This window comes from Stenotrophomonas sp. 22692, from assembly GCF_052045015.1.
GTDB lineage: Bacteria > Pseudomonadota > Gammaproteobacteria > Xanthomonadales > Xanthomonadaceae > Stenotrophomonas > Stenotrophomonas geniculata.
This window is the reverse complement of record NZ_JBQEMR010000004.1, coordinates 68,102-92,019: the sequence shown is the minus strand read 5'-3', so window position 1 is coordinate 92,019 and position 23,918 is coordinate 68,102. Positions and strand designations below refer to the sequence as shown.

22 protein-coding genes and 4 tRNA genes are annotated in these 23,918 nt (G+C 67.5%); 4 read left to right on the top strand and 22 right to left on the bottom strand.

What is annotated here, in order from left to right; genetic code table 11:
* Nucleotides 1–7 precede the first annotated feature (7 nt).
* From ACTJJM_RS06475 to ACTJJM_RS06395, 17 genes are all read right to left on the bottom strand, one after another.
* The gene (locus ACTJJM_RS06475) at nt 8–1,147 is read right to left on the bottom strand and encodes an ABC transporter permease (RefSeq protein ID WP_019337182.1); all 1,140 of its coding nucleotides are present in this window, start codon (nt 1,145–1,147) and stop codon (nt 8–10) included.
* Nucleotides 1,144–2,607 carry an efflux transporter outer membrane subunit gene (locus ACTJJM_RS06470; protein ID WP_029380062.1) on the bottom strand — a complete coding sequence of 488 codons (1,464 nt, stop codon included), beginning with the start codon at nt 2,605–2,607 and terminating at the stop codon, nt 1,144–1,146. The genes ACTJJM_RS06475 and ACTJJM_RS06470 overlap by 4 nt, the downstream gene beginning before the upstream one ends.
* A 605-nt stretch (nt 2,608–3,212) precedes the next feature.
* Nucleotides 3,213–3,288 (bottom strand) — tRNA-Gly (locus ACTJJM_RS06465).
* A gap of 115 nt (nt 3,289–3,403) precedes the next feature.
* The gene (locus ACTJJM_RS06460; protein WP_126560708.1) at nt 3,404–4,510 is read right to left on the bottom strand and encodes an NAD(P)/FAD-dependent oxidoreductase; all 1,107 of its coding nucleotides are present in this window, start codon (nt 4,508–4,510) and stop codon (nt 3,404–3,406) included.
* A gap of 138 nt (nt 4,511–4,648) precedes the next feature.
* A tRNA-Gly gene (locus ACTJJM_RS06455) sits at nt 4,649–4,724 on the bottom strand.
* Between the two features lie 115 nt (nt 4,725–4,839).
* Nucleotides 4,840–5,466 (bottom strand): CDP-diacylglycerol--glycerol-3-phosphate 3-phosphatidyltransferase, encoded by a 627-nt coding sequence (gene pgsA / locus ACTJJM_RS06450; protein ID WP_012510614.1) that lies wholly within the window; start codon nt 5,464–5,466, stop codon nt 4,840–4,842.
* Nucleotides 5,467–5,484: 18 nt separating this feature from the next.
* On the bottom strand, nt 5,485–7,329 hold the full coding sequence (gene uvrC, locus ACTJJM_RS06445) for an excinuclease ABC subunit UvrC (protein ID WP_010486074.1): 1,845 nt from the start codon (nt 7,327–7,329) through the stop codon (nt 5,485–5,487).
* Nucleotides 7,326–8,738: a hypothetical protein gene (locus tag ACTJJM_RS06440; RefSeq protein ID WP_019337179.1), complete on the bottom strand. Its 1,413-nt coding sequence runs from the start codon at nt 8,736–8,738 to the stop codon at nt 7,326–7,328. Before ACTJJM_RS06440 ends, uvrC begins: the two co-directional genes overlap by 4 nt.
* The gene (locus ACTJJM_RS06435; protein WP_019337178.1) at nt 8,735–9,223 is read right to left on the bottom strand and encodes a low molecular weight protein-tyrosine-phosphatase; all 489 of its coding nucleotides are present in this window, start codon (nt 9,221–9,223) and stop codon (nt 8,735–8,737) included. Before ACTJJM_RS06435 ends, ACTJJM_RS06440 begins: the two co-directional genes overlap by 4 nt.
* Nucleotides 9,220–9,993, bottom strand: a complete 774-nt coding sequence (gene kdsB / locus ACTJJM_RS06430; protein WP_241874924.1) for a 3-deoxy-manno-octulosonate cytidylyltransferase — start codon at nt 9,991–9,993, stop codon at nt 9,220–9,222. The genes ACTJJM_RS06435 and kdsB overlap by 4 nt, the downstream gene beginning before the upstream one ends.
* Nucleotides 9,994–10,067: 74 nt before the next feature.
* Nucleotides 10,068–11,087 carry a tetraacyldisaccharide 4'-kinase gene (gene lpxK, locus ACTJJM_RS06425; protein ID WP_440865324.1) on the bottom strand — a complete coding sequence of 340 codons (1,020 nt, stop codon included), beginning with the start codon at nt 11,085–11,087 and terminating at the stop codon, nt 10,068–10,070.
* A complete protein-coding gene (gene msbA, locus ACTJJM_RS06420; RefSeq protein ID WP_010486079.1) occupies nt 11,087–12,835 on the bottom strand; it encodes a lipid A export permease/ATP-binding protein MsbA in 1,749 nt (582 codons plus the stop codon). Before msbA ends, lpxK begins: the two co-directional genes overlap by 1 nt.
* On the bottom strand, nt 12,832–13,254 hold the full coding sequence (locus tag ACTJJM_RS06415) for an ExbD/TolR family protein (RefSeq protein ID WP_010486080.1): 423 nt from the start codon (nt 13,252–13,254) through the stop codon (nt 12,832–12,834). The genes msbA and ACTJJM_RS06415 overlap by 4 nt, the downstream gene beginning before the upstream one ends.
* A gap of 3 nt (nt 13,255–13,257) precedes the next feature.
* A complete protein-coding gene (locus ACTJJM_RS06410) occupies nt 13,258–13,920 on the bottom strand; it encodes a MotA/TolQ/ExbB proton channel family protein (RefSeq protein ID WP_191851020.1) in 663 nt (220 codons plus the stop codon).
* A gap of 3 nt (nt 13,921–13,923) precedes the next feature.
* Entirely contained in the window at nt 13,924–16,320 is a 2,397-nt protein-coding gene (locus ACTJJM_RS06405) for a DNA internalization-related competence protein ComEC/Rec2 (RefSeq protein WP_241885579.1), read from the bottom strand.
* A gap of 59 nt (nt 16,321–16,379) precedes the next feature.
* The gene (locus ACTJJM_RS06400) at nt 16,380–17,723 is read right to left on the bottom strand and encodes a sensor histidine kinase (protein ID WP_010486083.1); all 1,344 of its coding nucleotides are present in this window, start codon (nt 17,721–17,723) and stop codon (nt 16,380–16,382) included.
* 1 nt (nt 17,724) lies between these two features.
* Nucleotides 17,725–18,396 (bottom strand): response regulator transcription factor, encoded by a 672-nt coding sequence (locus ACTJJM_RS06395; protein WP_010486084.1) that lies wholly within the window; start codon nt 18,394–18,396, stop codon nt 17,725–17,727.
* 145 nt (nt 18,397–18,541) lie between these two features.
* On the opposite strand from ACTJJM_RS06395, the gene ACTJJM_RS06390 reads away from it, so the two are divergent.
* Entirely contained in the window at nt 18,542–19,309 is a 768-nt protein-coding gene (locus ACTJJM_RS06390; protein ID WP_010486085.1) for a MipA/OmpV family protein, read from the top strand.
* 30 nt (nt 19,310–19,339) lie between these two features.
* Nucleotides 19,340–19,624 carry a hypothetical protein gene (locus tag ACTJJM_RS06385; protein ID WP_010486086.1) on the top strand — a complete coding sequence of 95 codons (285 nt, stop codon included), beginning with the start codon at nt 19,340–19,342 and terminating at the stop codon, nt 19,622–19,624.
* A gap of 45 nt (nt 19,625–19,669) precedes the next feature.
* Here the strand turns inward: ACTJJM_RS06385 and ACTJJM_RS06380 are convergent, their stop codons facing one another.
* Nucleotides 19,670–19,810: a hypothetical protein gene (locus ACTJJM_RS06380; protein WP_010486087.1), complete on the bottom strand. Its 141-nt coding sequence runs from the start codon at nt 19,808–19,810 to the stop codon at nt 19,670–19,672.
* 183 nt (nt 19,811–19,993) lie between these two features.
* On the opposite strand from ACTJJM_RS06380, the gene ACTJJM_RS06375 reads away from it, so the two are divergent.
* Entirely contained in the window at nt 19,994–20,326 is a 333-nt protein-coding gene (locus ACTJJM_RS06375) for a hypothetical protein (RefSeq protein ID WP_049482933.1), read from the top strand.
* A gap of 98 nt (nt 20,327–20,424) precedes the next feature.
* Here the strand turns inward: ACTJJM_RS06375 and ACTJJM_RS06370 are convergent.
* Together ACTJJM_RS06370 and uvrB are read right to left on the bottom strand one after the other, a co-directional pair.
* Nucleotides 20,425–20,499: transfer RNA gene (locus ACTJJM_RS06370), tRNA-Val, on the bottom strand.
* A 107-nt stretch (nt 20,500–20,606) separates the two neighbouring features.
* Nucleotides 20,607–22,631 (bottom strand): excinuclease ABC subunit UvrB, encoded by a 2,025-nt coding sequence (gene uvrB / locus ACTJJM_RS06365; RefSeq protein WP_019337166.1) that lies wholly within the window; start codon nt 22,629–22,631, stop codon nt 20,607–20,609.
* 128 nt (nt 22,632–22,759) lie between these two features.
* On the opposite strand from uvrB, the gene ACTJJM_RS06360 reads away from it, so the two are divergent.
* A complete protein-coding gene (locus ACTJJM_RS06360; RefSeq protein ID WP_043400494.1) occupies nt 22,760–23,284 on the top strand; it encodes a GspH/FimT family pseudopilin in 525 nt (174 codons plus the stop codon).
* 60 nt (nt 23,285–23,344) lie between these two features.
* Here ACTJJM_RS06360 and ACTJJM_RS06355 read toward each other — a convergent pair.
* Together ACTJJM_RS06355 and ACTJJM_RS06350 are read right to left on the bottom strand one after the other, a co-directional pair.
* Nucleotides 23,345–23,421 (bottom strand) — tRNA-Asn (locus ACTJJM_RS06355).
* A gap of 68 nt (nt 23,422–23,489) precedes the next feature.
* Nucleotides 23,490–23,903 (bottom strand): type IV pilin protein, encoded by a 414-nt coding sequence (locus ACTJJM_RS06350; RefSeq protein ID WP_010486092.1) that lies wholly within the window; start codon nt 23,901–23,903, stop codon nt 23,490–23,492.
* Nucleotides 23,904–23,918 lie beyond the last annotated feature (15 nt).

Here is a 23,918-nt window from a genome sequence, read left to right as displayed (position 1 = left end):
CCGGTCCTCAACGCAGCAGCAACGATGGATCGGAGCGGACGACACTGCGTACCGCCATGATGCTGGAGAGCATGGCCATCACCGCAACCAGCGCCACGCAGCCGAGGATCACCATCGGTGTCAGCTGCACCGGAACGCGCTGGGTCTGCGCGATCAACAGCACCACGGTGCTGAAGGCCGCCGCCAGCAACATACCCACGCCGCCGATCAGCAAGGCCTGCTCGAACACCACCCGCGCCAGCGCATAGCGGCCTGCACCGAGTGCATTGAGCGTGGCGTACTCACGCACCGAGCCGGCCACCACAGAGGCGAACGACTGGTTGGTGATCACCGCGCCGACGAAGCAGACGATGACGGCCATGAACAACACCGCGATGCCGGCGCCGGTATCGAACAGCCAGTACTGCTGCGAGCGGCTGGCGAACGCCGGCGCGGTCCAGAACTCGACCGGCGTGGCCCGGCCCATCGACGCGGACAAGCGGTCACGCACGCGATCGGCCAGGTCCGGCGAGCGCAGGCCCGCCACGAAATAGGTGCTGCCCTCATGTGGGTCGGTACCGGCGATGGCGCGCGCAGTATCCAGCGAAGCCAGTACGTTGACACCACCAAGGCCACGCAGGCCCGGTTGCGCGGCAACCACGCGCACGGCCTTGCCATTGATCCAGGCACGGTTGTTCTGCAGGTCCACGCCGAGCGTATCCAGATCGGCGCTGTCGACGATCACCGCACCCGGCTCGCGCAGCTGCGCGCGCAGATCGGCCGGCAGGATGCGAGCGAACATCATCGCGTCGTCGCGGGTGGAAATGCCGGACAGGTATACCGACACATTGCCGGTGCCCTGGGCACTGGAGCGCCATTCGCCATCAACCCACTCGTAGGGTTCGACGCGGGTGACATCCGGATCCATGCGCAGGTGGCTTTCCACATCCGCGCTGATCGCATGACCGTAGTTGACACTCTGGGTGCCGGGGAAACCGGCCCAGATGTCGGCCGACGATGCCTTCACATAGATCGCGGCGGTACCGAAGATGCCCAGCACCAGTGCAGCCTGCACGATCAGCAGCACGCCGGCGAAACACATCGCCAGCACCACCGGCAGGAACCGGCGCCACTCATAGGCCAGGGTCTTGCGGGCCAGCGCGATCATTGCTGCTCGCCCTCCCCCTCGACCGGCAGCGGTGCGCCGCCAAGGGCACGGTAGAGCGACGCAAAGGCCAGCACGCGTGCACCCTGCGCGCCGATCAGGTCGGCCTGCGAGGCGAGTGCCGCACGCTGCGTGTCCAGCCCATCGAACTCGCTGGACAAACCCAGCTGCACCTGCCGCGCATGGCGCTTGACCTGCTGGTCGGCGGCATCATTGGCCACACGCAGCGACTGGATGCTGCTGCCCTGGCGCGCCAGGCTGCCGAGCGCACCTTCCACTTCGCTCACGCCTTCCAACACCGCCTTGCGGTAGCCGAGCAATGCGGCGTCCAGCTGCTTCTCATCGGCATGGAAACGCGCGCGGCGTTGACCCCAGTCCCACAGCGGAATATCGACGTACGGGCCGATCGACGGACTGGAATCGGAATTGGAGCGGGCGTTCTGGGTAAGGTTGTAGGCATACAGGATGGAGCCGCCAAGGCTGACCCGCGGATACATCGCGGCGCGTGCCGAACCCTTGCTGGCCGCAGCCTGCATCACCTCCGACTCGGCCAGCAGGATCTGCGGACGATGGCGCAGCAGATCCGCGGGAACCTGCTGCAGCGAGAACGTGCCCAGCTTCGGCGGCGTGCGATACGCGCGCCAGGCCGGATCCGGGCCGTCACGGCCCAGCAGCAATGCCAGCGCGCGAGCCGCGTTGTCGGCGTTTTCCCGAGCCTGTGCTATGGCGGCACGGGTGGCGGCCTGGCGTGCGCGCAGGCGGTCCAGCTCGCCGGGCTCATCCAGGCGCAGGCGCTGGCGGACCAGGGCCAGTTGTTCACCGCGGTCGTCCACGGTCTGCTGCCGGGCCAGCAGGTCCTGCTGGGCCTGTGCCACGGTCAGGTCCAGATAGCTGCGCACCACGTCGGCAATCACCGCCACCTGTGCGGCATTGCGCAGCGCCTCGGCGTTGCCGGCCGAGGCCTGCGCGCTCAGCTGCGCGCTCTCGGCGGCGCCGAACAGGCCCAGGTCCCAGATCGCTTCGATGCCGGCATGGAAGTAGGTATCGACGGCGGCGGCGTCCTGCACCTGCTTGGCGCTGGCCGAGATTTCCGGCAGGAAACGCGAGTCGGAGGTGCCGGCGACGATCCGCACGGCCTGCAGCCGCAGCGTGGCCTGCTGCAGGTCGAGGTTGCCGGCGATGGCCTGGTCCACCAGGCCGTCCAGCGCCGGGTCGGCCAGCACCTTCCACCACTGCCTGGCGTCCACCGCCACACCCTGCCCCTGCGGCACCTGGGTCCAGGCGCTGGGTGTGCGATCAGGCAGGTCCGGGACGGACACCGACATGCAACCCGCCAGGGCCAGGGTTGCCAACAACGCGCCGGGGCGCAGCACTGCCTGCAGGGAGAGTCCACGCCCTGTCCTGGGCACTGCCACTGAAGTGATACGCCTGACCACCAGCCCGCCAACGTGTAGAAGGAGCATGAAGGCTACCGTGCGATTGTGGAGCGAACATGGAGAAATCGTCCAAAAAAGGTCACAGCACGCGTGCGGTTCAGGCAACGCCGCCCCAGCCTTTCACTACGCTTTCAATGCGTTCCCAGCACGGAACACTGGACGACTTTCACGGCGTATTGCACATTGCGGCAATTCCTTGCTTCGATGCTGCCCGACCGTGAAACACCATCGCCGCTGGCTGCTGATTGGCTCGATCACGACAGCGACTGTCGGTGTGATCGTGCTCGTCCTGACCACCCCACTGGTCTCGAACGCACTGCTGCTACTGATGGAGCGCAGCAACTTCATTCCCGCCGAATCCTCGATCCTCACCTTCGAGCCGTATGCGATCAACGACGGCTCGTCGAACTACTGGTTGTATGGGAAGGACCGCACCTACTACTACCACTTCACCTACGAGGATGACGTTCCCTACGTCTACATCCCGCAGGACAACCGCTGCCCCGGTTTCGACCGGCAGAATGCCCGGACCTGGTGCAGCGCCCTGCCCGGCAAGGCACGCCAGCGCGGTGGTGGTGCAACCGGTGTGACAAACGAAAAACGCTCCCTTTCGGGAGCGTTCTTCTTGAATCTGGAGCGGGAAACGAGACTCGAACTCGCGACCTCAACCTTGGCAAGGTTGCGCTCTACCAACTGAGCTATTCCCGCAGATTCCGTTCGACCTGCGTCGAAGGAGCGCTATTGTGTCGATATTGCTGCACGGCGTCAACAGGAATTTTCACCTGAAGTGAAGGGCGGCGTTCAGGCCTCCAGGACCGATACCTCAGGTCCGCAGGCCACGGCGGTGGAAGTAGACCTGCTCGGCAATGCGCCGCGTGGCCGCCGTGTGCAGCAGCGCGTTGAGCGGCCAATCGGCCTGCAGATGATCCATCGCCCAGCGCAGCATGCGCTTGCCATGGAACGCCGGAGCCACCTGCCGCGCCACCCGTTCCGCTTCCGGTCCTTGCCCACGCAGATGGCGGGCCATCGCCTCGCCGACCGCCCAGCCATGCCGCCACGAGGAGTGGATGCCCCCGGCGGAGAGCGGCGAGACGATGCCCGCCGCGTCGCCGGTCAGGATCACGCGTTGGCCGGTAATCGGCCCATCCGGCCGGCCGCAGGGCACCAGGCCGGCGCGGGTGGCCGAGGGACGCGCCGAAGGCGGAATGCCGACCACATCGCGCACGTGGCCGAGGAAACCTTCAATATCCGGCGGCCGCACCTGTTGCGGGTCATGACGCAGCGCCAACCCGACCTGCAGGCCGGTTGGATTCTGCGCGACCCAGCCGATGTAACCCGGCGCGTAGCGCTTGCTGACGAAGCAATGCAGCGCATCGCCCTGCGTCACCTGCAGGCCGGCGAACTCACGTTCGACGCCGTAGAGGTTGTCACGCACCTGGCCGAGCCCGGTGCGCTGTGCCACACGTGAACGTGCGCCATCAGCGCCAACCAGATAGGCGCAGCGCCCTGCCCCATCCACCAGCCAGCCGTCACCATTGCGATGTGCATCGGTGAAGGACTGCTGCAGGCGCAGGTCGACACCGTTCGCGCGCAGCTCGCTGGCCAGCCAGCGCATCAGGTTCGGCGTATCGGTGGTGAGGAAGTAATAGCCCGGCGCGGCCAGCAACACGCTGCGCAGATTCGGCGCATACAGGCGCACGTTTGCGACGCGTTGCACGAGATGTTCGGGCATGCGCCCCAGCCAGGTCTGCTCCATCGCCTCTTTCACCACGATGCCGGTGGTGTGCAGGCGCTCGCCGGGGTCGGCCTTGCGTTCCAGCACGCAGACGCGCAGGCCGTACTGGGCAGCGGCCAATGCGCAGGCGGCACCGGCGAAGCTGGCGCCGACGATGACCACATCGTGGTCGTAGGCGGAGGGAGTGTGGGGCATTGCTGCATCGTCCTGGAGGAACACAGATGCAGCTTCGAACGGGTGCGTGGTGACGCGATGGGGTGGCGGTGAAGTGGGGATGAAGCGGGCTCTACGCAAACGAAAAACGCCCCCTTGCGGGAGCGTTTTTCTTGAATCTGGAGCGGGAAACGAGACTCGAACTCGCGACCTCAACCTTGGCAAGGTTGCGCTCTACCAACTGAGCTATTCCCGCTTGGGAGGCGAAATTTTACCTATTCCAAGGAAGGCGTCAAGCGCTTTTTTTCAGGGTCTGCGAGATGCCCGGCGTCGCGTATCGGCGCCATGCGTGGATACGCGCATCGATGGGCTCAGTTGCCCAACTTCTTCTGCCGCGCACGCTCACGCGCGGCGCGCTCGTCATCGCGCAGGCTCGGCCAGGCTGCATGCAGGTACTGCAGGCCCGACCACAGGGTCAGCACTGCGGCAATCGCCAGGGTCCAGTCGCCGATGTGGAACACCGGCCAGCCCATCCAGATGTCTTCCACCGGCACGTTGGGGGCCACCGAATACAGCAGGCACAGCAGCGCGACCATCTGCGCGGTGGTCTTGACCTTGCCGATCATCGCCACGCGTACCTTCGCGCGCTGGCCCAGTTCGGCCATCCATTCGCGCAGCGCCGACACCGCGATCTCGCGGCCGACGATGACCGCCGCCCAGAACGCCATCCACGGCGTCGGGTGGCCCTGCACGATCAGGAACAGTGCCACTGCCACCATCAGCTTGTCCGCGACCGGGTCGAGGAAGGCGCCGAATGCCGACTCCAACTGGTAGCGGCGGGCGATCCAGCCATCGAGCCAGTCGGTGATCGCGGCCAGGCCGAAGATCGCCGCCGAAGCGAAGTTGGTCCAGGTGTAGGGCAGGTAGAACACCAGCACCAGCACCGGGATCATCACGATCCGCAACAACGTCAGCCAGGTGGGCAGGGTCAACTTCATGCTTGCGTGCTTCTCTCTCTACTCGGCCGCATCAGGCGTGGCCAACCCGTGCAGGTTAGCGTAGATACGTGCCGCGAGGGCGTCATTGATGCCTTCCACCTTGGCGATTTCCGCTTCGCCAGCGGCTTTCAGGCCGACCAGGCCACCAAAATGCTTGAGCAGGCTGGCGCGGCGGCGCGGCCCAATACCGGGGATGTCCTCCAGCTTGCTGGTCATCCTCGCCTTCTGGCGGCGGCCGCGGTGGCCGGTGATGGCGAAGCGGTGGGCCTCGTCGCGCACCTGCTGGATGAACTGCAGCGCCGGATTGGCTGCGCCCGGGCGCAGTTCGCGGCCATCGGGCATCACCAGTGCTTCGTGGCCGGCGCGGCGCTCCACGCCCTTGGCCACGCCCACCAGCAGCACGCCTTCCACGCCCAGGTCGGCCAGTGCGGCCTGCGCCTGTGCCAGCTGCCCGGCGCCACCGTCGATCAGCAGCACGTCCGGCAGCACGCCCTGCTCTTCCACCGCACGGCGGAAGCGACGGTCGATGGCCTGGCGCATGGCGGCGTAGTCATCGCCCGGCTCGATGCCGCTGATGTTGAAGCGGCGGTACTGCGCGCGCACCGGGCCTGCCGCGTCGAACACCACGCACGACGCCACGGTGGCCTCACCCAGGGTGTGGCTGATGTCGAAGCATTCCACACGCTTGACCGGCTCGGCCAAGCCCAGCATGTCGCGCAGTGCATCGCTGCGCGCGTGTTGAGCATTGCGGCTGTTGAGCTCGGTGGCCAGGGTCAGCTGCGCGTTGCGACTGGCCAGCTCCACGTAGCCGGCACGCTCGCCGCGCACGTTCCACTTCAGCTGCACCTTGCGCTCTGCCGAGGCCGACAGCGCGGCGACCAGCAGGTCGGCGTCGGGAATCTCGCGGTCCAGCAGGATCTCGCGCGGCGGCTCGAACTCGATGTAGTACTGCGAGACGAACGCGGCCAGCACTTCCTCCGGGCTCTCCTCGCCGTTGGTGCGCGGGAAGAACGGGCGGGTACCGAGGTTGCGGCCATCGCGGAAGGCCAGCAGCAGCACGCAGGCCTGAGACCCCTGCATGGCCACCGCCAGCACGTCCAGATCCGCGGCGCGGCCATCCACGTACTGGCGGGTCTGCATGCTGCGCAGCGAGGAGATCAGGTCGCGCAGGCGCGCGGCCTGCTCGAACTCCAGCGCCTCGCTGGCGGCCTGCATCTGCTCGCCCAGCTCGCGGGTCAGTTCGTCGCTCTTGCCTTCCAGGAAGAGCGCAGCGCGGCGCACCGACTCGGCGTAGTCCGGCGCCGGTACCAGCTCCACGCAGGGCGCGCTGCAGCGGCCGATCTGGTACTGCAGGCACGGCCGCGAGCGGTTGCGGAACACGCTGTCTTCGCAGCTGCGCAGCTTGAACAGCTTGTGCATCAGGTTCAGCGTTTCGCGCACCGCGGTCACGCCGGGATAGGGCCCGAAATAGCGACCGGGAATGGCGCGCGGGCCGCGATGCAGGGCGATGCGCGGCCAGTCCTCGCGGGTCAGCAGCACATGCGGATAGGTCTTGTCGTCGCGCAGCGAGACGTTGTAACGCGGCGACAGCGACTTGATCAGCTGGTTTTCCAGCAGCAACGCCTCGGCTTCCGAGCGCGTCACGGTCACGTCCATGCGCGTGATCTGCGAGATCATCGACATGATCCGTGCGTTCTTCGGGCTGCCGTTGAAATAGCTGCCGACGCGGTTGCGCAGCGCACGGGCCTTGCCGACGTACAGCAGGGTGTCGTCCGCCGCGTACATGCGGTACACGCCGGGAGCGGTGCTGAGCTGGGCCGCGAAGGCCTTGCCGTCGAAGACCGGAGCGGGAACGTCGGTCATTCGCTGATCGGCACTTCGCTGAGCACGCCGCTGTCGGGATCGAAGCGCAGCACGGCATGGGCGTCGGTCTCGGCGATCCACACCGCACCTGCGCCCACCGCCAGTCCAGCCGGGCCATGCAGGCGGCGCGGCAGCGGCTGGGTGGTCAGTTCGCCACCGCCCAGGCGCAGCGTGCGCAGGCGACCGTTGCCGGTATCGGCAATCCACAGCAGCGGGGCGTCCGAGCTCAAGGCGATCGCCTGGGGGAACTGCAGGCTGGCCTGCGCACGCGGGCCGTCTTCACTGCCGAAGCGCCACGGCCCCTGCCCGACCAGCGTCTGCACCAGGTCGCCGCGCAGTTGCAGCGCGCGGATCGAGGAACCCAGCGCATCGGCCACGTACAGCACCTGCTGCACCACGGCCAGCGCGGTTGGCTGGGCAAAGGCAGCCAGATGGCCGCTGCCATCCCGCTCGTCAATGGAACCACTGCCCGCGCGCCATTGCAGGCTGCGCTGGCCCAAGTGGTAGCTCCAGATGCGGTTGTCGCCGGCCATGGCGATGTGCAGCTGGTTGTCGGCGATGGCCAGGCCAACCGGATGGTCCAGCGAGACCTGCCGCGCCTGCGCGACCGGACCTTCCACCGGCGCCCCGGGACGACCGTTGCCACACAGCGTGTCGACGATGCCGGTCAGCAGGTTGATACGGCGCACCGCGTGGTTGCCGGTGTCGGCGACGTACAGCGAATCGCGCTCCAGCACCAGCGCCTGCGGGCGGTGGAACGCCGCTTCGGCGAGGTTGCCGTCCATGAAATCGGCGGTGCCGAGGCCGAACTGGCGCAGGATGCGGCCACCATGGCTGCATTCGAGGATGCGGTGATGGCCGCTGTCGGCGATGTACAGGCGTTCGGTGCTGACCGCCAGTCCCTGCGGGAAGCGCAGGGACTGGCGCGGTTCCGGATGCAGTTCGCTGCCGCCGCGCGGCGGCGCCGACGGTGCGCCTTCGCACAGTGCGTTCAAGGCACGCTCCAGTTCGCCGGGCGCGCCCTGGCCGACCAGCCGCTGCTGTTCGCGGCCCTGCGCATCCAGCAGCACCAGGGTTGGCCAGGCGGTGATGCCGAAGCGGCGCCAGCCATCCCAGTCGGCATCAAGCAGGACCGGCATCGTCAGGCCCTGGCGACGCAACAGCTTCAGTGCTGCACCGGCGTCGCGTTCGAAGTCGAAGCGCGGCACCTGCAGCACCAGCGGCTGCAGCTTGCCTGGGTGGCGCGACAGCCATTGGCCAAACTCGGCCAGGCGTTGCGCGCTCCAGGCGGAGGCGGCGTTGACGAACAACAGCGCCACCGGCCGACCGCGCAGTTCGGTCAGGGTGCAGGGGGTGGCATTGAGCCAGGTGGCGAACTCGGGCAGGTCCGGGACGGGCTGGACGTTCATGGCCCGATTATGCCGGAGTCGGCGTCATGCAACAGTCGTGCCACGGCACGTTTTGCAGCATTGTCGACCAATGTCCAGACCTGTTCGAAATGATCACTGCCGCCGGTGTAGGGATCCGGGATCGCCACCCGGCCCTCTCCGCCCGACCATGGCAGGTACAGTGCCAGGCGTTCGCGCTGGGCCGGTGTGGCGATACGGCCGGCATCACGCAGGTTGGCCTCGTCGGCGCACAGGATCCAGTCGAAACGTTCGAAATCCACAGCCTGCAGCTGGCGTGCACGCAGGCCGCCGATGTCCACGCCGTGCCCGGCCGCGCAGGCGATCGCACGCCGGTCCGGCGGCTCGCCCACATGCCAGTCGCCGGTGCCGGCCGAATCCACCTGCACCCGCCCGGCCAGCGGCGAGGCCTCCAGGCGTGCGCGCAGCGCACCTTCGGCCATCGGCGAACGGCAGATGTTGCCGAGGCAGACGACCAGCAGCTTCATCGTGCCGCCAGCGTCTGCAGCAGTGCTTCGGCGCGCTCCAGGTCCTCGGGCGTGTCGATGCCGGGTGGGAACGGCTCCGGCGAGATCGCCACGCTGATCGGGAAGCTCGCTTCCAGCACGCGCAGCTGTTCCAGCGATTCGACCTGCTCCAGCTGGCCCGGCGGCATCGCCGCGAACTGCTGCAGGAAGCCGGCGCGGTAGCCGTAGATGCCGATATGGCGCAGCCAGTTGTGACCAGCCGGCAACGTGTCGCGGCTGCGCGCAAAGCCATCGCGGTGCCACGCGATCGGCGCGCGGCTGAAGTACATCGCCTCGTTGCGCACGTTGCGCACCAGCTTCACCACGTTCGGATCGAACAGGGTTTCTGCATCCTCCACGGCGGTCGCCAGGGTCGACATCGGCGCATTGCCGTCAACCAGCGCCTGGGCCACCGCACGGATACCCGCAGCGGGTGCAAACGGCTCGTCGCCCTGCAGGTTGACCACCACGGTGTCATCGGCCCAGCCGGCGATGCGCGCGCACTCGGCCAGGCGGTCGGTGCCGGAGGCATGCGAGGTGGCGGTCATTGCCACCTTCACTTCGGCCAGGCCGGACAGTGCGTCGGCAATGCGTTGATCGTCGGTCGCGACCCAGACCTCGCCGGCACCGGCCTGCAGCGCGCGGCGCGCCACATGCAGCACCAGCGGCTCACCGCCCAGCAGGCGCAGCGGCTTGCCCGGCAGCCGCGAGGCGGCATAGCGGGCCGGGATGGCGACGACGAATTCGGTCATGGGGCGGTACTCGGCAGGCTCGTTACAACGGGAATGCGGCTGGCGGCGCATGAATGCAAGCGCCGCCGTGCCACTCAGTTCGGTCGCAGCTTGTCCAGGCGGTCGGTCAGCGCCACCCAGAACGCGGCAGGCAGCTCGGCGCGCAGCGGGACCGCGTAGTGCCAGTCATTGCCGAACGCCCGGCATTTCACCGCGTCCTTTTCGGTCATCAGCACTGGCAGCTGGCTGCCAAAGGACAGGTCCTGCGGCTGATAGGCCTGATGGTCGGCGAAGGCGTGCGGCACCACGCCGATGCCTCGCGCGCGCAGCATGTCGAAAAAGCGCTGCGGGTGGGCAATGCCGGCCACGGCGTGCACGCGCTGGCCCTTGAAGTACGACAGTGGACGGGCACGGCCACCGGCCAGCGGCTGCGCGCTGTCGATGTGCAGGGCCATCGGCCACTGGCCGAAACCACAGGCCTGGGCCGCAGATTCCTCATTGGCCTGGCCAAGATTCACCACACGGAAATCGCACTCGCTGGCGCGGCTGACCGGCTCGCGCAGCGGTCCGGCCGGAATCATCCGGCCATTGCCGTAGCGGCGCTGCGCATCGACCACTTCGATCTCGATGTCGCGCGCCAGCCGGTAGTGCTGCAGGCCGTCGTCGCAGACAATCACATCGCAGCCGGCCTCGATCAGCGCCCTGCCGGCAGCAACGCGATCACTGTCCACGCGCACTGGTACGCCTGTCTTCCAGGCAATCAGCACCGGTTCGTCGCCGCCCTTGGCGGTCGGCGTATCCGCCTTCACCCTCAGCGGTTTGTCCGCATCTTCGCGGCCGTAGCCACGACTGGCCACGCCCGGCTTCCAGCCGGCGGCACGCAGGCGCTCCACCAGCGCGATGGTCAGCGGCGTCTTGCCAGTACCACCGGCGGTGATGTTGCCAACCACGATGACCGGCACCGGCAGCGTGTAGCGCTTGCGCCAGCCACGCCGATAGGCGCGCCGGCGCAGCGCGGTGACGCCGGCATACAGCGGCGCCAGCAGGCGCATCGCCCACGGAACCGGGCTGCCGTCGTACCAGTACGGCGGGGTCTGGGTACCCTTGCCGGCCATCAGTCCTGCCTTTCGCGGAACTGCATGCTGTGCAGATGCTGGTAGAGGCCACCCATGGTGAGCAGCTCCTTGTGGGTACCGCGCTCGACGATGCGACCGTGGTCCATCACCAGCACCTGGTCTGCATGCTCGATGGTCGACAGGCGGTGCGCGATGACCAGCGTGGTGCGCTCGGGCATCAATCGCTGCAGCGCGTCCTGCACCAGGCGCTCCGATTCGTTGTCGAGCGCTGCGGTGGCTTCATCGAGGATCAGGATCGGCGCGTCGCGCAGGATCGCACGGGCGATCGCCAGGCGCTGGCGCTGGCCGCCGGACAGCAGCGCGCCGTTCTCGCCCACCGGGGTCTGCAGCTGCTGCGGCATGCGCGCGATGAACTCCCAGGCGTTTGCGGCTTCGGCCGCCGCTCGGATCTGTTCATCGGTCGCGTCCATGCCATAGGCGATGTTCGCGCCAATGGTGTCATCGAACAGCATGACCTTCTGCCCGACCATCGCCACCTGGCGACGCAGGTCGGCCAGCGGATAGTCATCCAGCGCCACCCCATCGAGGGTGATGCGCCCGCCGCTGGGTTCGTAGAAGCGCGGCACCAGCCGGATCAGGCTGGTCTTGCCGCTGCCCGAGCGACCGACGATGGCGGTGACCGTACCCGGCTTGGCCACGAAGCTGATGTCGTCCAGGGCGATGCCACTGTCTTCGCGGTAACGCAGCATGACGTGCTCGAAGGCCAGTTCGCCACGCACGCGCTGCACCGTGTTGCGGCCATCGTCGCGCTCGACCGGCATGTCGAGGATGTCGAACAGGCGCTCGGCGGCGGACACACCGCGGGAGATCGAGGACTGCACGCTGGTCAGGCGGCGCAGCGACGGGATGATCGCCGTCATCGAGATCATCAGGCCCATGAACTGGCCGGCATTGAGGCGGCCCGCCAGTGCTTCGCGGGTCGACACCCAGACGATCACCGCCAGCGCCAGCGCGGCCAGGAACTGGACCACGCTGGAGGCACCGGCACGGGTGATTTCCACCTTCATGTTCAGCGCCAGCATGCGGTTGGCCAAGCGCGAGTAGCGCGACATTTCGTGCTGCTGCGTGCCGTGCACCTTCACTTCCTGCTGGGCCGCCAGCGACTGCTCGGCAGTCTGCGCCATCGTGCCCATGCCGTCCTGGATGCCGCGGCTGATGCGCCGGTAGCGCTTGCCGACGTAGGACACGATCACGCCGATCATCGGCACCACCACCAGCATGGCCACGGTCACCTTGACGCTCATCTGCAGCATCACCGCCAGCATGGCGATGATGGTCAGGGTGTCGGCAACCACGGTCTTGAGCGCGTCGGCACTGGCCTGGGTGACCTGCTCGGTATCGAAGTTCAGGCGGCTGACCATCACCGGCGTCGATTCGGTATCGAAATGCGAGGACGGCAGGTGCAGGTACTTGGCCAGCACCTGTTCACGCAGGTCGCGCACCACGCTGCGACCGGTCTTGGCCAGCGCGTAGTCGCTCACCCAGGTGGCGGCGCTGCGCATCAGGAACAGGCCGAGGATGGTCAGCGGCAGGATCACCGCCATTTTCGGTTCGGGATTGACAAAGCCGCGGTTGACCAGCGGCTCCATCAGCTTGGTGAAGTGGTAGCCGGCCACCGACTCCACCGCCATGGCGATGACGGCGGCGACCATCATGCCCCAGTAGGCGCGGGTGTATCCCAGCAGACGTTTGTAGATCGGCCACACCGGCGCGTGTTTGGAACTCATGGACGCACCTCGGGTGCTGTTGCAATGGCAATACGGCGGAAGCCGAGCTGACCGAGCGCATCCTGCGCGGTCACCACGGCCTGATAGGGCGTGCGGGCATCGGCACGCAACAGCACCGGCTGGGTGCGGTCGCTGCCGGCAACGGCCGCGATGGTCTGCTTGACCGACTCGACGTCGTTGCGCAGCACTTCCTGGTCATTGATGAAGTAGCGGCCTTCGGCGTTGATCAGCACGCTCAACGAGCGCGGTGGCTCATTGCTGGGCTGCTGGCTGGCCGTGGGCAGCTCCACCTGGAGTGTCGAGCGCGCATCGAAGGTAGTGGTGACCACGAAGAAGATGATCAACACCAGGATGACGTCGATCAGTGGCACCAGGTCGATATGCGGCTCATCCTGGGACCGGTCGTTGCCGATACGCATCGATCAGGCCTTCGCCATCGCCGCGCCGGCCGGGCGCGTGGCAGCGGCAGGGTTCATCACCCCGGGTCGGCCATCCAGCGTATCCAGCAGCGCGCTGGCTTCCTGCTCCATCTCCACCACGTAACCGTGGATGCGGCCCTTGAAGTAGCGGTGGAACATCAGCGCCGGAATGGCGACGATCATGCCGGTGGCGGTGCACACCAGCGCCTTGCCGATACCACCGGCCAGCTGGTTCACATCACCCACGCCGTGGTCGAGGATGCCCAGGAACATCTGGATCATGCCGATCACCGTGCCCAGCAGGCCCAGCAGCGGCCCGGCCGAAGCGATGGTGCCCAGCGCGTTGAGGAAACGCTCCATGCGGTGCACCAGGTGGCGGCCGGTGTCTTCGATGCGCTCGCGGATCTGGTCGCGCGGACGGTTGCGCGCTTCCAGCGCCGCGGCCAGCAGCGCGCCCAGCGGCGAGTTCGCGCGCAGGGTCTGCAGGTGGGCCGGGTCGAGCTTGCCGCGTGCCGCCCAGTTGCGCACTTCCTGGCCGAGGCCGGGCGGCAGCACTTCAGTACGCCGCAGGGACCAGAAACGCTCCAGGATGATCGCCAAAGCCAGTACGCCCACCAGCAGCAGCGGCACCATCGGCCAGCCACCGGCCTTGACCAGTTCCCACACGTTTCAACCCTCCGGCCCAACGGCCGCTTGTTCGATCGGCGATAGGATAGCAGCCGACCGCGCCCGCCCAGCGGCATCCCACCAGCGGGATGCGTGGATGCGCTGTTCACGCAGCTGCAGCCCTTGTGCGCCAAGCCATATGCGGATCGCCCCGGAATCGGCCGTGGCCAGTACCTCGGCCCCTTGCGCCCGCCAGCGCTGGACCACGTCCTGGCGAGGGTGCCCGAAGCGGTTGCGGTGCCCGGCCGAGACCACCGCCAGCCGTGGCGCCACGGCCTCGACCCACGGCGCGCTGGAGCTGGTGCCGCTACCATGGTGCGGCACCAGCACCACATCCGCCTTCAGCGCTGCCGGAGACGCCTGCAGCAGCGTCCGCTCGGCCGGCCGGCCGATGTCACCCGGCAGCAGGACCGCGCCGTGGCGGCTGGCGATGCGCAGCACGCAGCTGTCTTCGTTCTCGGCCTGACGGCTGCCCGGCGCCGGGTGCAGGACCTGGAAATCTACCCCGTCCCACTGCCAGCGCAGCCCCTGCTGGCAGGGCGTGGCGCCAGCGATGGTGCTGCCCGGTGGCGCCAGCAGCTGCAGTCCGGGCAGCTGCCGTCGCAGGCTGGACAGGCTGCCGGTGTGATCAAGATGGTCATGGCTGAGCATCACCTGCCGGGGCGGCCCCTGGCCGAGCGCGCGCAGGGCCGGGACCAGAATCCGTTCGTTGCCTTCGCCGCCGGTCGGCGGCCCCACGTCGTACCAGAGCGCGTGCCGCGCCGTACGCACCAGCACCGCAGTGCCCTGCCCTACGTCATGCACCAGCAGCTCCAGTTCTCCTTCGGCCGGTGCATGCCGGGCGGGCCACAGCAGCGGCAGGCACAGCAGCAGGCCCGCCAGGCCACCGCCGGCGCCGCGTGGCAGCAGCCACCAGAACACCCCGGCCAGTGCCGCCGGTACCGCCCAGCGCGGCGCCTCGGCCAACCACCACATCGCCTGCGGGTGCAGCGCCAGTGGCTGCAGCGCCTGCCAACTCAGCTCGAACAGCCAGGCAGCGGCACGCCAGGCCCAGCGCCCGGCACCGTCGTGCAGCACCTGCAGCGCAGTACCCAGCAACGACAACGGCACCACCAGCAGGGTCCACCACGGAATGATCGGCAGGTTGACCAGCGGCCCCAAGCGCGCGGTGCCGCCGAACAGGGCCACGCACAGCGGCAACAGGCCGAGGCTGGCCACGCCCTGCGCGGCCAGGAAGCCACGCAGGCCCCCACCGGCGCCCTCCGGCCCGGTTCGCGGCAGGCACCACAGCAGCCACAGCACGCCGCCAAAGCTGAGCCAGAAGCCGGCCGACAGCACCGACAGCGGCGCCGGCAGCAGCATCACCATCGCGGCCAGGGCCAGCCCCTGCCCCGCACCCACCGGGCGACGTCCGGCACGGGCCAGTGCCACCAACCCGATCATCAGCGCCGCGCGCACCGTTGGCAGCGCGCCACCGGCTGCCACGGCATAGGCAGCTGCGGCCAGCGCCGCGCCCCATGCCGCCGCCTGCGGCCGTGGCCAGTACCGTCCCAGCAGCGGGCACAGCCACCACGACACGCGGCACAGCAGCACGCCGAAGCCCGCCACCACGCCCACGTGAAACCCGGAGATGGCGACCAGATGGGTCAGGCCCAGGGCGCGCAGGTGTTCCCAGTCGGCATCAGACAGCCCGCGGGTGTCGCCCAGGGCCAAGGCCTGCACGAACCGCGCGGCAGGATGTGCCACCTGCGTGGCGATGGCATCACTGCTGCGCTCGCGCCAGGCCGGCAGGCCCTGCGCAGGCGCGTGCTCACGGGCAGCGCCCGGGTCGCGCACCGTGCCATTGCCGGAGATACCACGCAGCAATGCATGGCGTTCGCCATCGAAGCCACCGGGATTGATCCGCGAGCGTGGCGCACGCACGCGCAACGACATCTGCCAATGCGCCCCGGCACGAACCGCATGGCGCCCGCCGGCCTCGTGCGCTGACGATCCGCGCCACGGGTCGTTCCAGGTGACCTGCAGGCGCTTGCCGCGCAGCACTGGCAGCGTATCGGCCTCCTTCACGTGCAGCACGAAACGCGTGTAACCGGGGCCTCTCTGCGGAAGATCGGCCACCCGCCCGCGCACCTGCACATCCTGCGGCGGCGCGTCGGGTGGAAGCTGGTCGTGCAGGGCCCACTGCCCGTGCACTGTTGCCCATGCCAGGCCGAGCATGACTGCAGCCCAGGTGCGGCCTCGCCAGCGCAGCAGCCAGCCCGCGCCACCGGCAACCGCCATCGGCACGCTCAGCCACAGCGGCAGCAGCGCCGGCATCTGCACGCAGGCCAGCGCGCCCAGCACCAGGCCGGCGGCGCAGCCGGGGCCGAACAGGGCCGGCGCGGAACGTTCGGAAACCATTCCAGCAGCCTGCCGCCGGGCGCGACAGGTTGCCTATCGGGGTTTTCCCCGCGCGGCTGTCAGCGCCGGACGGTGCCGCGGTGGAAATTGACCCGGAAGCTGGCACCACCGCCAGCGGCCTCGCCGACACTGACCGAGCCGCCGTGGTGCTGCACGATTTCCTTCACCAGATGCAGGCCCAGGCCACTGCCACTGCCCGCCGCGCGCAGGCGATGGAACGGCTCGAAGATCGCTTCACGATCGCTCACCGGAATACCGGCACCCTGATCGCTGACTTCCAGCAGGCCACGTGCATCCAGGCGCACGCAGATGGTGCCGCGTCCGCCGCCGTGGACAATGGCGTTGTGCACCAGGTTGGCGATCACCCGTCCCAACGCCAGGCTGTCGCCGTGGATCCACACCGGCATCTCAGGTGCATCCACTTCGAAGCCGTAGCCGGCACCGACCACCAGCGGCGCCAGATCGGCGGCCGCTTCACGCACCAGCAGCGCCAGATCCAGCCTCTGCAGTGCGCCGACATTGCGATCAAGTCGCTGCAGGTCAAGCAGGTGCTCGGCGACGTTGCCGAGCCGCGCCACGTCGGTCAGCAGCTGCGACTTCAGCTCGCCCTGCGGCAGCTGCGACAGACGCGCCTGCACCACCGCGATCGGCACACGCAGCTCGTGCGCGGCATCGGCAAGGAACTTGTCACGCGCAGCATAGCCCTGCTGCACCTTGTCGATCGCGTCGTTGAAGGCTTCGACCAACGGCGCGACCTCGGTCGACACCAGCTGCGCATCCAGCCGCGCACCCGGCTGGCCGATATCCAGCTCCTTGGCCTGTTGCGCGGAGCGGCGCACGCCACGCATCGCGCGGTGGATCACGGTCGGCATCACCAGCAGCGTGACCACGATCAGCGGCAGGAAGAACCACAGGCCGATCAGACGCAGCACCATCAGCGCGCCATCCAGCAGCCCGCCCTTCGGTGCCCCGCCCACCATCACCGTGATGCGCCGTCCATCCTCGTTGCGGATCATCACCCGCGCCACATCCAGGTAGGGCGGCACCAGCGAACCAAGTTCGGTCGCGCCCAGCGTCGGCAACCGCGCCAGCAGCGGCGCGTGGATCGCCGGAATCGTGCCGCGCTCCAACCAGACCCCCTTGTCGTCGACTGCCGCGAACCAGAGGTTGCCGCCGGCACTGGCATCGAGCTTTTCCCAGCGCGCCTGGTCCAGCACCAGCCGGCCACCATCGCTGTGCACCGCCTTGGCCACCGCCTCGGCCATGAACATGTCCATGCCCCAGGTGTCCTTGTCACCCCAGGTCAGGATCAACGCAACCACAGCGAACAGCACGGTGAAGGCCTGCGCCAGGAACAACCGCCAGGCCAGCCCAAGCGTGATGGAGCGGATAGGACGTGCCATCTCAGGCCTCCGCCAGCAGGTAGCCGACGCCGCGGATCACATGGATCTCCACGCCGGCCCCGGCCTGTTGCAGCGCCTTGCGCAGCTTGGAGATATGCGCGTCCAGTGCATTGGACTGGATCTCGTCATCGAAGCCGTACACTGCCGCCTCCAACGCGCTGCGGGTGACGGTGCGTCCCTGTCGCATCGCCAGCGCCTGCAGCACCAGCACCTGGCGCCGGGGCAGCGCCAACAGCTGGCCCTCCACCTGCGCCTGCAGCGATTCGAAGTCGAATTCCAGCCGGCCCAGATGCAGGCTTGGCGTCACCATCGCCGAGGGCCGGCGCGAGACCGCGCGGATCCGCGCCATCAGCTCTTCGATCGCCACCGGCTTCACCAGGTAGTCATCGGCACCGACATCCAGCCCCTCGACCTTGTCCGACAGCGTGCCCTTGGCGGTCAGCATGATCACCGCCAGGTTCGGGCGCAGCGCGCGCGCGGTGGCGACGAACGCCACGCCATCGCCATCGGGCAGCTGGCGGTCGAGCAGCATCAGCTGGTGCACCGGCTCGCGCAGCGCGATCGCGGCTTCGGCCAGGCTGCCGACCACGTCGGCGACCACGCCCTGCCGCTCCAGGCCCGATTGCAGGGCACGGGACAGATCGGGATCGTCTTCGACCAGGAGGATGCGCATCAGGGGCTCGGCTACCGGAAACGGTGCCGATCATAGTGCCTGGCGCCGGCTTTGGGCGCCTTCGCGTGCCGAATGCCAAGGCGCAATGTTCTGACAATGTTGTGGCCGCACCATGCACAGCCATCCCCCGCAAAGTGGCTGATCGATGCCGTCGCTGTCCCCGACCCTGCTGCGCCCGTTGCTGTTCTCCGCTGCCATCGGCCTCCCGTTGATCACCCACGCCGCCGACCGGAACCCGGGGGTGCAGGCCGGTATCAGTGCCGGCGCGACCTCAGGGGCCTACGCCCACTACGACGTCAAGCCGCTGGTCGTACCGTCCATTGCCTGGCAGGGCGAGCGCTTCTTCGCCAGCCCGGGCTCGCTGGGCATGTACCTTTACAAGCGCGAAGGCCTGCGCCTGTCGGCGGCGGTCACGCCCTACACGCTGCGCTTCAAGACCGACGACGTGAACGATCCTCAGCTGCGTCGCCTGCACAGCCGGCAGATGTCTGCCATGGCCGGCATCAATGGTGAATACAGCGCCGACTGGGGCATCGTCGAGGCCAGCGTGATGCGCGAGGTCACCGGCCACGGAGGTGGCATGGAATCGCGTCTGCACTACAGCTATCCGATCCAGGCCGGTCGCTTCACCTGGGTGCCCAAGGTCGGCGTGGTGCACTCCAGTGCGCGCCTGCTCGACTACTACTACGGCATCACCGACGAAGAAGCGCTGCGCTCGGGACTTGCCGCGTACAACCCGGGCAGCGCGACATCGCCGAGCCTGCAGATCGCGGTCAGTACCCCTCTGGGCACGAAGTGGCGCGCGACCGGCGTCGTCGCCAACCAGTGGTTCGGCGATGCCGTAGAGGACAGCCCGATGGCCCGTCGCGGCACGCAGACGTCGGCCTTCATTTCCCTGATGCGCTCGTTCTGATCGAGCGCCCGCAACGGACAAGGACCCCCCATGGCCTCCGTCTCCCCTGCTGCTGAAGCGCACGCGATCCTGCGTGCCCCGGACCTGGACAGCGCCGAGCGCGCCTACCTGGGGCTGCTGCCGGACCTGGAACACGTGAACGCGTTGACGCGCCGCGCACTTGGCCTTTCGCGTGCTGCCGATGCGGCACGCGGCTATGCGTTGTCGATGATGCTGGTGGGATTGCGCCTGCAGGAACTTGAGATGGGCGAAGCAACCGCAAAGGAACATCGCCAGGCCACCCTGCGCAGTCTGCGCCAGGCCTTCAGCGCCTGAGCGCAGGCCAGCAACGCTGCCGGCGCTGCAGGGCAGTGGGAAGACTCAGCGGAATGTGGTCCACGCCAGCACGGCCGCCAGCAGGGCCACCCAGATCACCGCCTTGAAGGTACCCTCCAGCATGTTGCCGCCGAACAGCAGCTCGAGGATGGGATTGGGTCGGGAAACCGGAACGTGATCGCTCATGCGGCAGCTCCTTGCAGTGACGGCGCGATTGCGCGGTAGACCGAAGTCTACGCCTGCACGGCCCGGATTCATCGCCCCCCCGGCCGTCTTTGGCGGCTCAATTCCGGCCTTCGTCGCAGACCGGCTGCAGCACCCCACATGTCATGCCAGCCTGCGTGCACTTTCCCGCTGGAGCACCGTGCCATGCCGATGCTTGCCCTGATGCTGCTGCTCTCCAGCCTGTTCGGCGCTGGCAACGAGCCCACTGAAGAGGCCCTTCGCAGCCAGATCCTGATTGCCGAAACCCAGCGGCCGGAAGCCGTACGACAGGATTGCGGTTCGCCCTCCCTGCTGCTTTACCGGCTGCGCCAGGACCGGGTCCTGAGGCTGGCCAACCAGCCCGTGCAACGCGAACCCGCCGATGCCCAGCCCACGCGTGGTGCGACGGTTCGCGTTGCCCAGCTCTGGGAGCGCGTGGACGGCCACTGGAAGTTGCAGCGGATGATCAGCGTCGAAGACCTGGCCGTGCAACGCTGACCATGTGGAACCATGGTCGATGCCTAAAACGAAAAAAGCCGGCCCAGGGCCGGCTTCCATCGTGATCCACCGCTGCACCGGCAATGCCGGGAGCCAGGTGGTGGGCGGTACAGGGTTCGAACCTGTGACCCCTACCATGTCAAGGTAGTGCTCTACCGCTGAGCTAACCGCCCGTTTTTGCTTCTGAACGTCCGCGATTGCGTCGGTGCAGGCCGCGTATATTACGGATGCCGGCCGTGAAGCGCAACACTTTTGTGAAGAAGATGCTGCACTGCCGCGTTCAGCCCAGACTTGCTTCCTTCAGCTGCCGGATCTGGTCACGCACGCGGGCGGCATCCTCGAATTCCAGGTCCTTGGCGTGCTGGTACATCTGCTGTTCCAGTGCCTTGAGACGGGACGCCAGCTGGGCCGGGCTGAGCGATCGATAGTCACTCCCCTCCTCGGCAACGCCGGGCCTGCCTTTGCCCTTGCCCTTCTTTGCTTCCTTCTCGGCGGCGTCCGAACGCGCCCCTTCCAGCACGTCGACGATCGGGCGCGCCACCGAGCGCGGAACGATGCCGTGCTCCTCGTTGTACTCGACCTGTTTGGCGCGACGACGGTCGGTCTCATCGATCGCGGCCTGCATCGAACGGGTGATCTTGTCCGCATACAGGATCGCCTTGCCGCGCACGTTGCGCGCGGCACGGCCGATGGTCTGGATCAGCGAACCGGTCGAGCGCAGGAAGCCCTCCTTGTCGGCATCCAGGATCGCCACCAGCGACACTTCCGGCATGTCCAGGCCTTCGCGCAGTAGATTGATGCCCACCAGCACGTCGAACTTGCCCAGGCGCAGGTCGCGGATGATCTCCACGCGCTCGACCGTATCCACATCCGAGTGCAGGTAGCGCACGCGGATGCCGTGCTCGGTCAGGTACTCGGTGAGGTTCTCGGCCATGCGCTTGGTCAGCGTCGTGACCAGCACCCGGTCACCGGCCTTGATGCGCGCGTTGGCTTCGCTCATCAGGTCGTCGACCTGGGTCCCCACCGGGCGGATCTCCACCACCGGGTCGATCAGGCCGGTGGGACGTACGACCAGCTCGGTGATCTCGTCACCGGCCTCGCGGTACTCGTAGGGGCCCGGCGTGGCCGACACATAGATGCTGCGCGGGCAGCGCTCCTCCCACTCCTCGAAGCGCAGCGGCCGGTTGTCCAGCGCCGAGGGCAGCCGGAACCCGAATTCGACCAGCGTCTCCTTGCGCGAACGGTCGCCCTTGAACATGGCACCGATCTGCGGAATGGTCACGTGGGATTCGTCGATCACCAGCAGCGCGTCGGCCGGCAGGTAGTCGAACAGGGTCGGCGGCGGTTCGCCGGCATTCTTGCCGGTCAGGTGCCGGGAGTAGTTCTCGATGCCGTTGCAGAAGCCGACCTCGGCCATCATTTCCAGGTCGAACTGGGTGCGCTGCGCCAGGCGCTGTGCTTCGACCAGCTTGTTCTGTGCGTACAGCTGCTCCAGCCGCTCCTTCAACTCGACCTTGATCGTCTCGATCGCTGCCAGCACACGCTCGCGCGTGGTGGCGTAGTGGGTCTTCGGGTAGACCGTGAAGCGCTGCATGTTGCGCAGCGTCTCGCCGGTGAGCGGGTCGAACAGGGTGATCTTCTCGACCTCGCCATCGAACAGTTCCAGGCGCAGGGCTTCGCTGTCCGACTCGGCCGGAAACACGTCGATCACTTCGCCACGCACGCGGAACGTACCGCGCTGCAGCTCGTACTCGTTGCGCGTGTACTGCAGCTGGGTGAGGTGGTTGATCAGATCGCGCTGGTCGATGCGCTCGCCCTTGGACAGGATCAGGCGCAACGACAGGTAGTCTTCCGGCGCGCCCAGGCCGTAGATCGCAGATACCGTCGCCACCACGATCGCGTCCGGGCGCGACAGCAGGGTCTTGGTCGCCGCCAGTCGCATCTGCTCGATGTGCTCGTTGATCGAACTGTCCTTCTCGATGAAGGTGTCCGACGACGGCACGTAGGCTTCCGGCTGGTAGTAGTCGTAATAGCTGACGAAATACTCCACCGCGTTGTGCGGGAAGAACGCCTTGAACTCGCCATACAGCTGCGCCGCCAGCGTCTTGTTCGGCGCCATGATCAGCGTCGGCTTCTGCACGTTCTGGATGACGTTGGCGATGGTGTAGGTCTTGCCCGAGCCGGTGACGCCCAGCAGGGTCTGCTTGGCGATGCCCGCTTCAAAGTTGCTGGTCAGCTTTGCGATGGCATCAGGCTGGTCGCCCGCCGGCGAATACGGCGAGACGAGTTCAAAACGGTCGCTCATGGTGTTGCCAGTTCCCGGGAAGGGTGAGTATACGGGGCAAGCGGTGACGGCCGGCTGAGGGGTTTCCGGGCAGGCAGCCGCGGCGTTGGCCGATGGTGAATGCGCGAGCACGGAACGAGGCTGGAGGCATGTCCCTTCATCTTCGCCCTGCCCGGCTCCACCGCGGCCTCCATCTGATCGAGCTGCTGATCGCTGTCATGGTGCTGTCGGTCCTGCTGGCTTTGGCCTGGGGCCCCTGGCAACGCACGCTGCGGCACTTCCAGGCGGAAACGCTGCGCGCCGAACTGGTCGCCAGCTTGTCGATGGCACGCAACGCCGCCATCACCGAACGCCGCCGTGTGACGGTCTGCGGTTCGTCGGATGGCATGAGATGTGACCAGGCATGGAGCCAGGGCTGGCGGGTGCAGGTCGAACCGGCCAACAGCGCGACCGGCGCCGCAAGGGAACTCCGCGTGCACAGGGCACGCCGGCGTCATGTCGACCTGCGCACCAGCGATCATCGGCCCGACATCCGGTTCCGGCCCGACGGCCGCAATGCCGGCACCAACCAGTCCATCGTGCTGTGCATGAATGGACAGGAGCACAGCCGCGTCATCATCAGCGTCCCCGGGCGGGTCAGGAGCCAGCGCCCGCGCAGGCCGATCCCCTGCTGAAAACTGAAATGCCATCGCGGAAACGAAAAAAACCGCGATTTCTCGCGGCTTTTTCGAATCTGGCGCCCGAAGTTGGACTCGAACCAACGACCCCCTGATTAACAGTCAAGTGCTCTAACCGGCTGAGCTATTCGGGCGGGGTGCGCATTTTAGCCAGCGTTTGGCGGCCAGCGCAAGCCCTTTTTCCAGCCGCGATGCTCAACCGCTACCAGCACTCCGCATTGGTCTTCTTGTCCGGCGTCTTGCGTCCGGCCTGATCCAGCGTCAGCGTGCCGCACACATCCTTGTCCTGGCCGGCTTCCGGCACCGCCTGCAGCGTGTAGGTGCTGGCCGTGGCCTTGCCGTTCAGGGACAGCGTGTAGCGCTTGTTGCCCTGTCGCGGCGACTGGTTGAACGGCAGTGAGAAACCGTCATAGCTGTTCTGCACCGTATGGTAGCGCTCGAGCAGCTGTGCGATCTCGACCAGATCAGCCTTGGCCAGGGCCCGGTTGGTCTTCAGCACATGACGCTGGTAGGACGGCAGGGCTACGGCTGCCAGAACGGCGATCACGGCGACGGTGATCATCAGCTCGATCAGGGTGAACCCAGCTGCAAAGCGGCGGTTTGAGGGTGCGTGCATGGGCGATCTCATGTT